This window comes from Pseudoalteromonas sp. PAST1, assembly GCF_021532515.1.
Taxonomy (GTDB): domain Bacteria; phylum Pseudomonadota; class Gammaproteobacteria; order Enterobacterales; family Alteromonadaceae; genus Pseudoalteromonas; species Pseudoalteromonas simplex.
Genome location: NZ_JAKGBH010000077.1, coordinates 1 through 13,115, shown reverse-complemented (window position 1 = coordinate 13,115; position 13,115 = coordinate 1). Strand labels below are relative to the sequence as shown.

Below are 13,115 nucleotides of genomic sequence, written 5' to 3'. Positions count from 1 at the left end.
TACAATCGCCAACTGGTTGAAGCGATGATCAAAGTGAAGGCGCTAAATAAGATCAACACCCTTGGTCTGCCTAAATATCAGTAAGTTAAGTGAGTTTATTAGAGAGCTGCATTTGATCAACAAGGCCGACTTTCCTTGTTTATTTCACAATAATAATATCGGTAATAAACAATACTTTACTATTATAATTATTCTAAAAAAGTGACCAGCACTGTGAATAGCCAACTCATAAATAGCAATGAAGTTAAATTTCCTGAATCATCTATCCTCTTATCAACTACAGATTTAAATAGCAATATTACTTATGCCAATGATGAATTTTGTAAAATAGCCGGATATTCCCTCGACGAAATGGTGCATAAACCTCACAATCTCGTTCGTCATTCTGATATGCCAAAGCTTGCTTTTGCTGATTTATGGCACCATCTTAAAAATGGTCAATCTTGGATGGGACCTGTTAAAAATCGATGTAAAAATGGTGATTACTACTGGGTGAATGCCTTTGTAACGCCTATTAAAGATAAAACTGGTAATATCATTGAATTCCAATCAGTCAGAACCAAACAGAGTGATGAAGTTGTACAAAGAGCAACTGCTGAATATGCAAAAATAAACAACAACCAAAAGTCTCATGCTACAGCAGTAAAGTATGATGCCACTCTTTACATAAGTGCCCTGTTGCTAATTAGCTTTTTAGGCTCGCTGGCTGCCCTATTCAGTGCTGGATTTAATATTTTTAATTGTGTACTTGTACTATTTTTAGCATCAGCTAATGGGCTTATGTATTTTTGGCGCCAAAAATATTTAGCACTTATTAGTAAAGCAAAACAAGTATACGATAACCCCTTAATGGCTTACCTGTATTCTGGTACCAATGATCAATCTGGCTTTGCATATCTTGCACTTGAGATGCAAAAAGCAAAACTAAAAGCAGTTGTTGGCCGTGTGAATGATGTTAGTGTGGGTGTTAATTACAATGCCCAACATTGTGCTGAGTCTGGCCATAATGTTACGGAGCTTTTAAATAAACAAACTGACGAAGTTTCACAAATTGTTGTAGCAACAGAACAAATGACCGCTTCTATTGATGAACTTTCGTCTAGCACGATGAAATCAAGCCAAACTGCTGAGTTAACGAATCAAGCAACAGAAGACGGTTCACTTGCTGTTAGACAAACTATAAATTCAATTAGTGAACTTGACGAAAAACTCAATGCCGCAAGCAATTATGTAGAAAACTTAATCCAAGGAAACCAAGATATTGTTGCAATTCTTTCTGAGATTAATGCCATCGCAGATCAAACTAATTTACTTGCTTTAAATGCGGCAATTGAAGCAGCCCGCGCAGGTGAGCATGGCAGAGGGTTTGCGGTAGTTGCAGGAGAAGTACGAGCTCTAGCGTCTAGAACTCAGCAATCAACAGAAGAAATTAGCAATGTATTAAATCAACTCACCCACGCTTCGAAACAAGCACAAATTGCCATGAATGACGGACTAGATTTGTCGGCCAAAAGTGTTAAGCTTGCCCATCAAAGTGGCGATAGTTTAGACCATATTAAAGCGCAATCAATCAAACTAAGTGAGCTTAATAGTGTTGTAGCCCAAGCGATAAAAGAACAGCTAACGGCAAGTCAATCGATCGCAAGAAATATAACAGCAGCTCAAGATTTTGCTCATGACTGTAAAGAGCTTGGCCAAACTTCGCAGCAACTTTGTGAAGCATTACTCAGTAAAGTGACAGAACAAACATCCTTGATTAGCCAGTTTAAGTAGTTAAAGCAAAACCACGATTATTTGATAAGGTTTATTTTCGGTGTGTGCTTATTCGTACATACCGTATCAAATGCCTCTGCTAGCCGTTCGGTTTCTTTGAATACTTGTTGCCAATATTTGATTCGTATATCAGCATCAAGTTCTGTAAAATCTTTACGATCGGGAATTTTTCCATAAGGTAATGAAGCGACAAATTCCGCTGATGGGGTGATCATCACTACGTTATCATAGTTACTCGGGGTAATACCGCGCTTTAGGCTCTTATCAAACCAACCTGCCTTTGGGCTATTATTAAAATGCGGATATAATATGAGCCCGTCATTATGAATACTTAAGTCAAAGTGATAATCGATAATACCGCCATCACGATACATACCTGGTGGTGTTCCTGTTATATTTTTAATGGCTTGCATCACTAATGGAATAGAGCCTGAAGCAAGCAAAGCATCCGCTAAATTATCTTCGCTTAGCTCAATAGTATGGGTATTGAAATTATTATTATCGGAAAAAGATAACTGACTATCCGCAGGCTGAAATACATAACGTTCATATTGCTTACTTAACAAACGTCTATTCATTCGATTGACTAAGTAGCTTTTAGATAACCCCATTAACTGCATCACTTTGTTTTCTGATGCTGTAAAGCCATTCGATTTTGCAACTATAAAGTGGGCTTTAAAAATCGGGTTGTTAATGATTTCTTGAATACCATTTTCAGCAAAAACAGTGCTTAATAACTCTCGTGCTTTTGTTGTTATTTCTTCTGGTTTTGCTTTATTCGATGAATAACGTGTTTCAGAGTATGACTTTGCTAATCGCGATATTGCAGCAACAGGGTCATTTTGTGCAAAACAGGCAGCTCTAAATGCCCCTGCACTTGATCCTAATAAGTTTAAAGGTATGGTACGGTCTTTAAAAAATTCACCAAAGAGATATTTATCCAAACCAAATAATGTAAACCATTTGGGTCCACCGCTTGCCCCTAAAAATGTATTGAACAAATCGGCAGACAGGCCTTGCTCTTGAATTACTTTTGCAGCACTTGGCCCTGCATAAATATCTATCATGGTTACTTTTCTCGTTATTGTTTTAGCTTATTTACGCCAAATCCCTTGTTCTGTTTGACCTTGAACCTGCACTTTTTCAGAGTCAAACCTCGGCTCTTGCCCTGCTTCTCGTTGACTATGGTAGTCTTTTGTCACAGATAAGATCGTTGGCGTTAAGCGTATGATAGCGATAACGTTCACCACTGTCATTAAACCTAAAGCAATGTCTGCAAGATCCCACACTTGTTTAATGGTGGCAGATGCGCCCCAAATCATCATTGATAAATATAAACAGGTATAAATACCTCGACCGAGTTTATTATCTAGTTTAAATAAATGTAGGTTACTTTCTGCGTAGGCATAGTTTGCAACCACAGAAGTAAACGCAAATAAGCAAATTGCAGCCGCTACAAAGTAAATGCCACCAGCGGCCATATGCGCTGTCATCGCAGATTGAGTTAAGCGTATTCCTTCCATTTCGCCGCTAATATCAATATCAGCCAATAAAATAATCACCGCCGTACAACTACACAGCACAATAGTGTCAAAAAACACCCCAAGCATTTGAATGTAACCTTGAGTGACTGGGTGGTTTGGTACTGGCGATGCACAGCCAGATGCATGTGGCACACTCCCCGCTCCGGCTTCATTTGAATAAAGCCCTCGCTGAATACCGTTTTTAATTGCGGCGCCCATAGCCCCTGCGCCTGCCTCTTGTAAGCCAAAGGCTGAAAGTAAAATATCTTCAATCATCGCAGGCACTTTACCGATATTCAGTAAAGTAATTATGATAGCGGCGAGTACAAATAAAATGCCCATGACTGGCACAATGCGTTCAGCAAAGCGGGCGATTGCTTTAAAGCCACCTAAAATAATAGAGCCTGCCAGTATTGTGATCACAATGCCTGAATACAAAGTTGGAATTTCAAATGCGTAATTGAGAGCATCGGTAATGGTATTCGTTTGCATGGCACTGAACGTAAAGCCATAACCAAGAAACAAGCAAAAAGCAAAACACACTGCAAGCGCTCTACTGCCTAAGCCTTGCTGAATATAATAAGCAGGCCCGCCCCTAAACTCACCATTTGCATCTCTGACTTTATAGACTTGCCCAAGTACGCTTTCGGCAAAGCCCGTGGCCATGCCCAAAATGGCAATCACCCACATCCAAAATATTGCGCCACTGCCTCCTAACGAAATAGCAACGGCAACCCCTGCAAGGTTACCAGTACCTACTCGTGCTGAAAGACCAGTACATAAAGCTTGAAACGAACTAATTGAGTTTTTATCGGTGCTGCTACTCGACTTTAACAGGCTAAACATATGGCGAAACTTAACCAATTGAATCGCTTTTAGTCTTACCGAAAACCAGATCCCAGCAAACAGAAGAATATAGATAAGAATTTGGCCTTCTCCCCAAAGAAAACCATTGATTGTCGATACAGCACTGTTAAACATGGCAAGCCTTTATTGTTCTTATAGATAAAAAATCACAAAAAGTGAATAGCTAACCACTTTAACTCTATTTACAAATATCTCAAGTAGGCAATGGGATTAATTACCCGAGCCTGCTCCCAACTAATTTAGCAGTTGTTGCTGTAAAAAGGCACGACCTGCCGCTAAGCCTAATTTGTGATCATAGCGGAGATCTGAATCTGTACTACCCAGCAGTTTACTGCGTAATTTATCACCTGCAAAAATTTGTGTGATACGGGCATCACTTGGCGGGTTTGCAATGAAATCTAATTCATCTTGATAAGCTTGTTCGTGTTGAACCAAGTAATCAATGGTTTTAGGGCAATAACCCGATACGCAAACGAGTGATTTTAACTTATTTACCCATTCAGATTGCACTTGAAAGTTTTCATCAACAGTACGAATAACCACAATATCACGAGCACCACGATTATAGGCCTCTTTCACAGGTAAAGGTGCAGCTAAGCCCCCATCTAAATACATATCATGGACTAAATCAGTATTAGAGCTTTGAATAATGGCATCATTTGCGGCCTTGGTTGTTAGCCAAGGCGTTAAGTTAACGCCATCTTTATATAAAAACGGTAATGCGCTTGATGCTTTTAACAAGGCCAACCATTGTGTATCTTCACCATTTGGGCTCAAGTAATACGGTTTACGATCAGCCGCGTTAGTGGTTGTGATCAACAATTCACGATTACCTAAATTTTGCGTTGCTGTTTTAAAATCTAAGGCACGGTTTACTTCTTTGGTTTTATCAAAATACCAATCAAGGTCAACAATGCTTTTACCAAACAGCCCGCGGCCAAGTTGGAAAAAACGTTTATGCCGCGAAAGTCCTCTGATCAAACGTTTTGCATAGCCTTTTTGACGCGCTAAATAACTTGTTAAATTTTGTGAGCCTGCTGATGTACCAATGAATAAATCGAATGGATCGTAATTATTTTCTAACCACGCATCGAGTACACCTGCGGTAAAAATCCCTCGTTGCCCACCACCCTCAGCGATTAATGCTGTTTTTGTTTGTGGTTCTACTGCGGCAATTGTTTGAGATTTCACGGTGCACCTTCCTAGGGTAATGGTTAATAAATGTATTGTATAAAGTTAAATTCAATCCTTAAAACGGATTATATAAATTGAATTAATCTATAAAACCGTTTGATAAATGAGTGTCAGGGCTTAAGCAATGCGCATAAAAACTCATTACACGCATTCACTATTTGCTAAACCGTATTAGCGCATGATGCTTGCTAATATTTCCAGCGCATGTTGTCTGTCACTCAATTCATACAGGTCATTTGTAAAAATAAACTCATCAACCTGTAGCGTTTGTTTAATCATACTCAGCTTATGCTTAACGCTCGCTTGACCGCCCACAACAGAAAGTCCTAAAAAGTTTTCTACTTGCATTTTTTCTTGCGCTGTCCACAACCCTTCCATTGTTGCAACAGGTTCTTTAAGCCAAAGTGGCTTGCCGCGCATAAGTGCTAAGATACGTTGTTTCGCTGTGGTTGCTAAAAACTGTGCTTGTTCGTCGGTGTCAGCGGCAACAACGGGTAAACCAAGCATGACGTATGGCTTATCTAATACCTCAGATGGTTGAAATTCTCTGCGATACAATGCAATGGCATCTTCAACAAATCGTGGAGCAAAATGCCCAGCAAATGCATATGGCAAACCTTTTTTTGCCGCCAGTCCAGCACTATAAAGACTTGAGCCCAGTAACCAGATTGGCACATTAGTATCTTCACCTGGGATTGCGCGTACTGGAGAGTCACCTTTATATGGGCCAAGTAAAGCTTGCAGCTCCGTTACTTCATCATTGAAGTGCTCAGCGCGTTGTTCATCACGGCGCAAAGCACGGCTGGTAATTGGGTCACTACCTGGGGCGCGGCCTAGCCCTAAATCAATGCGACCGGGGTATAAACTCTCTAGGGTGCCAAATTGCTCAGCAACCACCAGCGGTGGATGGTTAGGTAACATCACCCCACCCGCACCTACGCGGATATTCTGAGTTTTACCTGCGATATGACCTATCAGTACTGAAGTTGCGGCACACACGATACCGCGCATATTATGATGCTCTGCCATCCAAAACCGATTAAAACCCAGTTTGTCGGCTGTTTGTGCATAGGTAACACTATTTGCTAGTGTTTGCGAAACGGTTTCGTGCTCTTTCATTGGGCTCAATTCAAGCAATGAAAAAGGTGTGTTGCTAAGGTCTGACATTCGCTCTCCAAAATTTAACTCTTTATAATTAGTTAATGAGAGCGAATGGCTTTTTTTCAAATGCTAATTAGGCACGGCTTTGTTGCTGTTTTTCCACCTTTAGGCCATCAGCATCAATACCACGCTTCCAATAGGCCGATGCAACAATGTGTTCACGATCAATTTCAAAACTGCTTGTAATTAAACGGCGAATTGCCTTCACCAAATTTGCTTCTAGTGCCATAAACACCATAGGTTGCGCGTTATAACCTGCGCATAAGCGTGTTACTTGGTCGAGTAGATCAGTTTCTGGCTCATCTGTAACTAGCCATTCAACACTATGTTGGCTGTGTGCTTCAATTTGCTCAAGTTCAATAATGTCGGCTTTATCAGCAACATGAATAATGACATCGACAGTGGCATCTTGTGGCAGGGCTTGTAAGTAGCCATTGATTGCATTGACAGAGGTTAAATCTGCCAGCATTAAATAATGTGTTTGCGTAAAATCAGTGAGTTTTTTAGGGCCCGGGCCTGCTATACCGACCTCGTCGCCTACACACGCATTTTGTGCCCAGTTGGTTGCCACACCTTGATGTTGGTTAACCACAAAATCGAGGGTAATTGCCCCGTTAACGGGGTTGATATCACGAATAGTGTAAGAGCGCATTAATGCAGGATGCTCAGCGTGTAAATCAAGTTCAACCTTAGATTCACCGGCATGCGGGAGCAATACCTTTACGTACGCACCTTTTGCATCTTGCGGGAAGTCAGCAAACTCGTCTGAGCCAACAACAATTCTTTGTAGATGCGGGGAAATACGTGTAGTACTTAATACGTTTGCACGACGAACTTTTCTAGCCATCTTTCTCTCCTAGCTGGTTAAATTGCACAACGCCCCAATAGTTGATATAGTCAACTATACACTTTTGATTGACTTTGTCAACTAAATCCACCAACTGAACTTAGGTGAACCATGCCACAAACCTCGCTTTCTTCTGCTTTATTTACACTGGCACAAAGTTACCGTGTCACTGTACGCGAAGCCATTAACGCCAACGAGCTTGGCCTTAATGCGCTGCATGTACGCTGTTTACATATCATTGCCGAAACACAGCACTGTACCGCTAATGATATTGTTACCAAAACAGGGCGTGATAAAGCACAAATAGCACGCTTAGTAAAAGAGCTTATAAAGCTTGAACTGGTTTCTAAATGTGCCGACGAAAATGACAAACGCTGTTTAATTTTATCCTTTACTGATCAAGGTAACGCCCTGTTCTCGCGTTTAGAAGTTGCAGAGCAAGAGGTTGATGCCAAACTTTGCCACGGTTTAACTGATCAGCAAGTACGTGATTTTATCGCTATTGCCACAACCATGATCGAAAATATCAATCACAACACCCCGTGATCTTATTGGCAAGATAACCACAAACCACTATACTGTATGAATGTACAGTATAGTGGTTTTGTTATGCGTGTTATTCCTATTTATATCGAAGCTGGCGTATGTGGTTTTGAATCACCGGCAGCACAATACAAAGAGCTAGGCTTATCATTAGATCAACTATTGATTAAACACCCTGATGCAACATTTATTGGTATTGCCTCTGGCGAATCAATGCAAGGTGTGGGGATTTTTGATGGTGACTTATTACTGGTTGATCGCGCCGAAGATGTTAAAAATGGCGATGTCATTGTCGCGAATCTAAATGGTTTATTTGTTTGTAAACTATTAGATAAACACAATGCCCAGCTATTATCAGCCTCGCCTAAATACCCTGCAGTGCAACTACGCCAATCGGATGAATTTCAGTTAGAAGGCGTGGTTACTCGCTCAATTCGCTTACATCGCAGTAGTAAAGAGCTATTAGCATGTACGCCTTAGTCGATGCTGTGGCCTTTTATGCCAGCGCCGAAAAAGTATTTGATCCGGCTATTCGTAGTAAACCGGTTGTGGTTCTCACCAACAACGATGGCTGTATTTGTGCCGTGTGCCCTATTGCTCGAAAGCTGGCTATTCCAAAATTTCAGCCTTATTTTCAAGTAAAGAAAATACTCGAAGATAACCAAGTGGTGATCCGCTCATCTAACTATGAGCTGTATGCAGATTTAAGCGAGCGGATGATGAACGTAATTGGCCGCTTTTGCGATAATCAGCACATATACTCTATTGATGAATCATTTTTAAACTTTACTGGTTTCAATAAGCTTATTCACGATTGGCATCGTTATGGCCATGATATTCGCCGTACCGTATGGCGCGAAACAAAGCTGCCTGTTGGGGTTGGATTTGGCCCAACAGCAACCTTAGCCAAAGCCGCCAATCATGCAGCGAAAAAACTCCCCGGCTTTGATGGCGTTGCAGTGATTGATTCAGAACCTTCACGGTTAGCCATTTTAAAAGCCATGGACGTACAAGATGTTTGGGGCGTTGGTCGACGCTTAGCTAAAAAACTCAAAGCAATGAATATCAATACGGCTTTTGATTTAGCCGAGCAAGATCCTCGAAAAATGAAACGCCTGTTTAGTATTGTATTAGAGCGCACAGTGAACGAGTTACGCGGAAAAAGCTGCTTAGCCTGGGATGAAGTACGCCAAGACAAAAAAGAAATATTTTCGACCCGCAGTTTTGGGGAGCGTATCACTGACGCCACCGCGCTGAAAACGGCACTAATCAATCATTGTGTCATTGTAGCAAGAAAACTACGTGCGCAAGGTTCACACACTCAACGCTTATTAATGTTTGTGGCCAGCTCTCCTCATCAAGATGGCTATTATAAAAAGTCCTATATTTATGAGTTTAGTGTCGCCACCGCCGATAGTTGTGTGTTTGCCAATGCTATCAGCGAGGTATTTGATCATCTCTATAAACCCGGGGTACGATTTTATAAATGTGGTGTAGGTGCCCTAGAGTTATCGAGCCACATGTTTCAGCAACCTGATTTGTTTCAAGCACCTATCGATAACCCTAAACTGATGCAGTGTCTTGATAGCATTAACACCCGTTATGGCGTGGGTACCCTTGCCATAGCCAGCGAAACTCCTACGACCCGTTGGCATATGAAACGCGCTTACTTATCGCCTCATTACACAACCCGCTGGCATAACCTACCGAAAATACATTGTTAAAAGTAATGGAATAACTGTAGTTTTAACTGCTGCTCAGTACTTTGTTGATTTTGATAAACATATGAACTTCTTAATCCCCAGTTTTGAGCAAGTGCAATTTGCCAATGAGCAGCAAGCTCAATTTGATGATTTGTGCTCGCATCATTAGCAAGCCAAAATCCCTGTGCTGTTAGAGCAAGTTTTTGCGCATCACTTGCTTGCCAAATTAGTCCAAATTCTGTGCCAAAGCCAAGCGAGACTGAATCAGTAAGCTCTCCAGCTTGTAATAACGAAGACGCAAGAAAGTAACTTTGAAAGCCTGATGCATCACCGAATGATTTTCCATAACCGCCTTGTATGAAGGCTCTTCCCTTACGTTTATCGTCAGTAGGTTTACGGTCAAAACCAACACGCATATTCCAAGACCAAGAGTCAAACAAACGATTATCTGGAGCTAACGACATTGCATCAATAAAATACACATGCTCTAAATAGACATTCCCCTCAGAGTCTAGATCTCCCTCTATATCAAAAAAGCTAATTTGCGCGCCAGGTATAAATCCACCAGCGTTATCTAACAAGTCATGGTACGCCATTCGATAACTAAAACCGTAGCGATTTTCTGAATACTTAAAATGATTAAATACCATTCCAAAACGACTAGAATCATGACCTTTTTCAGGGCTAATGCTGGGTGTTACAGGTCTTGCAAAGGGCGAAGGCAAAAGTAATTTACTACGCTGGTGCAGTAAGGCCGTTAATCTAGGCGCAATTGCTTCACGTTCTAAACCTTGGTCGTAGTATTGATAATTTAACCACTCGTATGCCATTTCAAGTACAGGCACAGCTTGTTCCGCTGTTAAAGAAAACCCACTGAGTGGTTCGCCATTTTTTAATTTACGTGCAATATCAATTTGTTCATCAGTCAACTGGCTTTCGTAGTTAATTAGTATGGTGCCAGATGCAGGACGATATCGAGGCATAGATAAAAGTTTGTGTTCAGCAAGTGCTTTGACAGTATCAGAAGGAATAGCATGACTAGAAAAATTATTAGTTAAGTTAAGATCATCACGTGCCACTTGCAATAGCGCTAATAATTGATAAGAACAATTTTCATCAATAAAAAAATAGTCAAATGTAGCCCATTGCAGTTCCCATAAATGTAGTAAAACACGCTGAATTTCAGACTCAGACAAAGCTAATTTATATTCCCACATATCACGAGATTCCAGATCATTATATTCACGAACCTTGCGATAATATGGCATTAATGTGAACTTACCAGGATACTGACCTATAAGCCCCTTAAGAGCATATAAAGCTGCATTATCAGTTGCATCAGGTTCAGCAGCAAAATTGACTGCAAAAGCAATCAGTTCTCTACTGCGAGTTTGATCTTTAGCATCAATTCGTAACAAGGTATGACCAAACATAGAAGCTGGATCATTCATAAAAGCGGTAGGAAAAACTAAAGTCATCCCCTTTGGGTTTATAAGCTTTTGCCATGTCTTAATTTCAGGGCAAGCTAACTCAGGCCACTCCGAATAAAAGCTTTGCTTTAACCATTGATAACGAGCAGGGAACTGACAAGTAACATCATTATTCTCACTCTGAAACGCTTCGATAGTAGCTAAAAGTTCAGCATGAGGATCAAACTTTCCATTAACCGAAAGAAAAAAGCTATGGCTATCAACCTCACTTTCATATGAACCCGAGATTGATTGCTGATAATGGCCTAATTTAAGCCAGTATGGATGGGAGGCGATATTGTGTATTGTTGTAGCAGAATAAGCCGAGCTACTCAAAACAAACGAAGCAACAATAAGAAATTTAAACATAAAATAAAAAAGCCCTAAACGGGCTTTAGATAAGAATATTAACACTTAAGATAAAGTGTAAGAAGATAGCTGTGAGTCACTCGCTACAAGGTTATTAAGGTTTTCTAGTACAGTTTGAGAAGTAACATTTTCAGAAGTGAAAACGTGAGTAAACTGAGCCTGTACTAATTTATTAAACGCCGCTTTATCTTGAGCTTGAACACCCCAAACTTCCGCAAGTGTATCTAGTGATTCGCCTTCACCACGAGACATATCGCGCGCAAGTTGTTCCATGTTGCCATCAATAAATGTTGCTACTTTAGTTGACGCCGTAACAGTACCTGTACCGTCACAACCTAACGTACCAAATGTGATACCAAAAGTTTGGTTACCAGATGTACCGTTTGTCGTCGCACCTAATACTTTAACAATTTTACCTTCTTGGCCTGCGAAAAGTTGCGAACCTAGACCACAGCCGATATCTTGATCAGCCATCGCATTAGAAAGTGGAAGAAGAGTAAGTGCAGAAATAGCAATAATTTTTTTCATATCCTGAATCCTTTAAGATAATTCGTTATTAGAATTAATAACGCATGAACAGCTTATCTATAAATAGCCTCAGTACAATAAGTAATTTCCGAAATTAGGAAAAAACACCGTTATATGATTAAAAATCAGCCAACTTAGCACCTAACAAAGCACATAAATCGTTAGGATCTATAGAAATCTCTAATCCACGTTTACCCGCGGAAACATATACTTTTTCATAATTAGATACTGATTGATGAACAAACGTCATTAATCGCTTTTTCTGACCTAGCGGACTCACCCCACCTAAAATATAACCTGTCGTGTTTTCGACTTTTTGTTGTGGAGCCATCTGCACTTTTTTAACCTTTGCCGCCTTTGCTAGCATTTTCAAGTTAACTTGCTGGCTCACTGGCACAATAGCAACCAAAAGCTGATGCTCAGTATCTTCAAGTACTAAAGTTTTAAATACTTGCTCAGCAGGGAGCTTTAGCTTCTCAACCGCTTCAAGACCAAACTGTTGCTTTGAAGGATCATGTTGATAGCTGAGCACATCAAAATTAATACCTTTCTTTTGTAATAAATTAATAGCCGGTGTCATTACTTCTTCCAAATACTGAATGCTGAACGATAAAAAACATAACGTGAACGGTAGTCTAAAAGCAATTAATCAAAACCTACAATCGTACTAATTTAAGTAAAATGAACTACACTTAAGTGATAGACACTACGCAAGGTAATGAACATGTCTAGAGCTAATGGCCTATATCTGGTTAAGCAGTTACTTATCATACTCACCCTGTTGTATACGATTAATTTTATCTGCAACGAATACTTAGCGTGGAACTCCTTTATTGATTGCCAAAATAAATGTCAAACACTTGGTCTAAATAAAGGGAAGATTCAAAAAACGGTATTCTCTGATGATGTAACATTGTGCAGATGTCTTGATGATTCTGCCTATTATGTTGTATTAGATTAAATCTGAAAATGCCGATTAGGAATAGGGTCAATTTAACGTATTATAAATTAGGCGCGAATTCAAGTCCGAAGTGCACCACTCGCTAAATTAGGCTGCTTTGCGTAATTCATCGAATATTACCGCTGGTTGCCTAAACCCTAGACATTTTCTCGGCCTCGCATTGAGCGCCTTTTCTAT

The 13,115-nt window shown here is 40.3% G+C and carries 12 protein-coding genes; 4 read left to right on the top strand and 8 right to left on the bottom strand.

Annotated features, from left to right (window positions below):
• Nucleotides 1-213 precede the first annotated feature (213 nt).
• Nucleotides 214-1,773: a methyl-accepting chemotaxis protein gene (locus L1272_RS23255; RefSeq protein ID WP_138599779.1), complete on the top strand. Its 1,560-nt coding sequence runs from the start codon at nucleotides 214-216 to the stop codon at nucleotides 1,771-1,773.
• Nucleotides 1,774-1,790: 17 nt separating this feature from the next.
• On the opposite strand, the gene L1272_RS21655 is transcribed toward L1272_RS23255, so the two are convergent.
• The 5 genes from L1272_RS21655 to L1272_RS21635 form a co-directional block, all read right to left on the bottom strand.
• Nucleotides 1,791-2,840: a patatin-like phospholipase family protein gene (locus L1272_RS21655; RefSeq protein ID WP_235374259.1), complete on the bottom strand. Its 1,050-nt coding sequence runs from the start codon at nucleotides 2,838-2,840 to the stop codon at nucleotides 1,791-1,793.
• Between the two features lie 27 nt (nucleotides 2,841-2,867).
• Nucleotides 2,868-4,277: an alanine/glycine:cation symporter family protein gene (locus L1272_RS21650; protein WP_235374258.1), complete on the bottom strand. Its 1,410-nt coding sequence runs from the start codon at nucleotides 4,275-4,277 to the stop codon at nucleotides 2,868-2,870.
• Between the two features lie 120 nt (nucleotides 4,278-4,397).
• Complete coding sequence (locus L1272_RS21645) at nucleotides 4,398-5,354, bottom strand: patatin-like phospholipase family protein (RefSeq protein ID WP_054552223.1); 957 nt, start codon at nucleotides 5,352-5,354, stop codon at nucleotides 4,398-4,400.
• A 174-nt stretch (nucleotides 5,355-5,528) separates the two neighbouring features.
• On the bottom strand, nucleotides 5,529-6,524 hold the full coding sequence (locus tag L1272_RS21640; protein ID WP_138599782.1) for an LLM class flavin-dependent oxidoreductase: 996 nt from the start codon (nucleotides 6,522-6,524) through the stop codon (nucleotides 5,529-5,531).
• A gap of 67 nt (nucleotides 6,525-6,591) precedes the next feature.
• Nucleotides 6,592-7,365: a siderophore-interacting protein gene (locus L1272_RS21635; protein ID WP_166341000.1), complete on the bottom strand. Its 774-nt coding sequence runs from the start codon at nucleotides 7,363-7,365 to the stop codon at nucleotides 6,592-6,594.
• Between the two features lie 111 nt (nucleotides 7,366-7,476).
• Here L1272_RS21635 and L1272_RS21630 point away from each other — a divergent pair, with 111 nt between their 5' ends.
• The 3 genes from L1272_RS21630 to L1272_RS21620 all read left to right on the top strand — a co-directional run bounded on the left by L1272_RS21630 (nucleotide 7,477) and on the right by L1272_RS21620 (nucleotide 9,632).
• On the top strand, nucleotides 7,477-7,911 hold the full coding sequence (locus L1272_RS21630; protein ID WP_054552220.1) for a MarR family winged helix-turn-helix transcriptional regulator: 435 nt from the start codon (nucleotides 7,477-7,479) through the stop codon (nucleotides 7,909-7,911).
• A gap of 63 nt (nucleotides 7,912-7,974) precedes the next feature.
• Nucleotides 7,975-8,388 (top strand): LexA family protein, encoded by a 414-nt coding sequence (locus L1272_RS21625; RefSeq protein ID WP_054552219.1) that lies wholly within the window; start codon nucleotides 7,975-7,977, stop codon nucleotides 8,386-8,388.
• Nucleotides 8,376-9,632, top strand: coding sequence for a Y-family DNA polymerase (locus tag L1272_RS21620; RefSeq protein ID WP_235374257.1), 1,257 nt, complete (start codon nucleotides 8,376-8,378; stop codon nucleotides 9,630-9,632). The genes L1272_RS21625 and L1272_RS21620 overlap by 13 nt, the downstream gene beginning before the upstream one ends.
• Here the strand turns inward: L1272_RS21620 and L1272_RS21615 are convergent.
• From L1272_RS21615 to ybaK, 3 genes are all read right to left on the bottom strand, one after another.
• Nucleotides 9,629-11,449 carry an Lnb N-terminal periplasmic domain-containing protein gene (locus L1272_RS21615; RefSeq protein WP_235374256.1) on the bottom strand — a complete coding sequence of 607 codons (1,821 nt, stop codon included), beginning with the start codon at nucleotides 11,447-11,449 and terminating at the stop codon, nucleotides 9,629-9,631. The two genes, L1272_RS21620 and L1272_RS21615, sit on opposite strands and share 4 nt — an antisense overlap.
• Nucleotides 11,450-11,494: 45 nt before the next feature.
• Nucleotides 11,495-11,977 (bottom strand): DUF3015 domain-containing protein, encoded by a 483-nt coding sequence (locus L1272_RS21610; RefSeq protein WP_235374255.1) that lies wholly within the window; start codon nucleotides 11,975-11,977, stop codon nucleotides 11,495-11,497.
• Nucleotides 11,978-12,095: 118 nt separating this feature from the next.
• Complete coding sequence (ybaK, locus tag L1272_RS21605) at nucleotides 12,096-12,557, bottom strand: Cys-tRNA(Pro) deacylase (protein WP_138599786.1); 462 nt, start codon at nucleotides 12,555-12,557, stop codon at nucleotides 12,096-12,098.
• Between the last annotated feature and the right edge of the window lie 558 nt (nucleotides 12,558-13,115).

What these genes read in the sequence shown, in the direction of transcription:
- L1272_RS21655 (WP_235374259.1), bottom strand. Translation starts at nt 2,840, where the DNA reads ATGATAGATATTTATGCAGGGCCAAGTGCTGCAAAAGTAATTCAAGAG.
- L1272_RS21650 (WP_235374258.1), bottom strand. Translation starts at nt 4,277, where the DNA reads ATGTTTAACAGTGCTGTATCGACAATCAATGGTTTTCTTTGGGGAGAA.
- L1272_RS21640 (WP_138599782.1), bottom strand. Translation starts at nt 6,524, where the DNA reads ATGTCAGACCTTAGCAACACACCTTTTTCATTGCTTGAATTGAGCCCA.
- L1272_RS21635 (WP_166341000.1), bottom strand. Translation starts at nt 7,365, where the DNA reads ATGGCTAGAAAAGTTCGTCGTGCAAACGTATTAAGTACTACACGTATT.
- L1272_RS21630 (WP_054552220.1), top strand. Translation starts at nt 7,477, where the DNA reads ATGCCACAAACCTCGCTTTCTTCTGCTTTATTTACACTGGCACAAAGT.
- L1272_RS21625 (WP_054552219.1), top strand. Translation starts at nt 7,975, where the DNA reads ATGCGTGTTATTCCTATTTATATCGAAGCTGGCGTATGTGGTTTTGAA.
- L1272_RS21620 (WP_235374257.1), top strand. Translation starts at nt 8,376, where the DNA reads ATGTACGCCTTAGTCGATGCTGTGGCCTTTTATGCCAGCGCCGAAAAA.
- L1272_RS21615 (WP_235374256.1), bottom strand. Translation starts at nt 11,449, where the DNA reads ATGTTTAAATTTCTTATTGTTGCTTCGTTTGTTTTGAGTAGCTCGGCT.
- L1272_RS21610 (WP_235374255.1), bottom strand. Translation starts at nt 11,977, where the DNA reads ATGAAAAAAATTATTGCTATTTCTGCACTTACTCTTCTTCCACTTTCT.
- ybaK (WP_138599786.1), bottom strand. Translation starts at nt 12,557, where the DNA reads ATGACACCGGCTATTAATTTATTACAAAAGAAAGGTATTAATTTTGAT.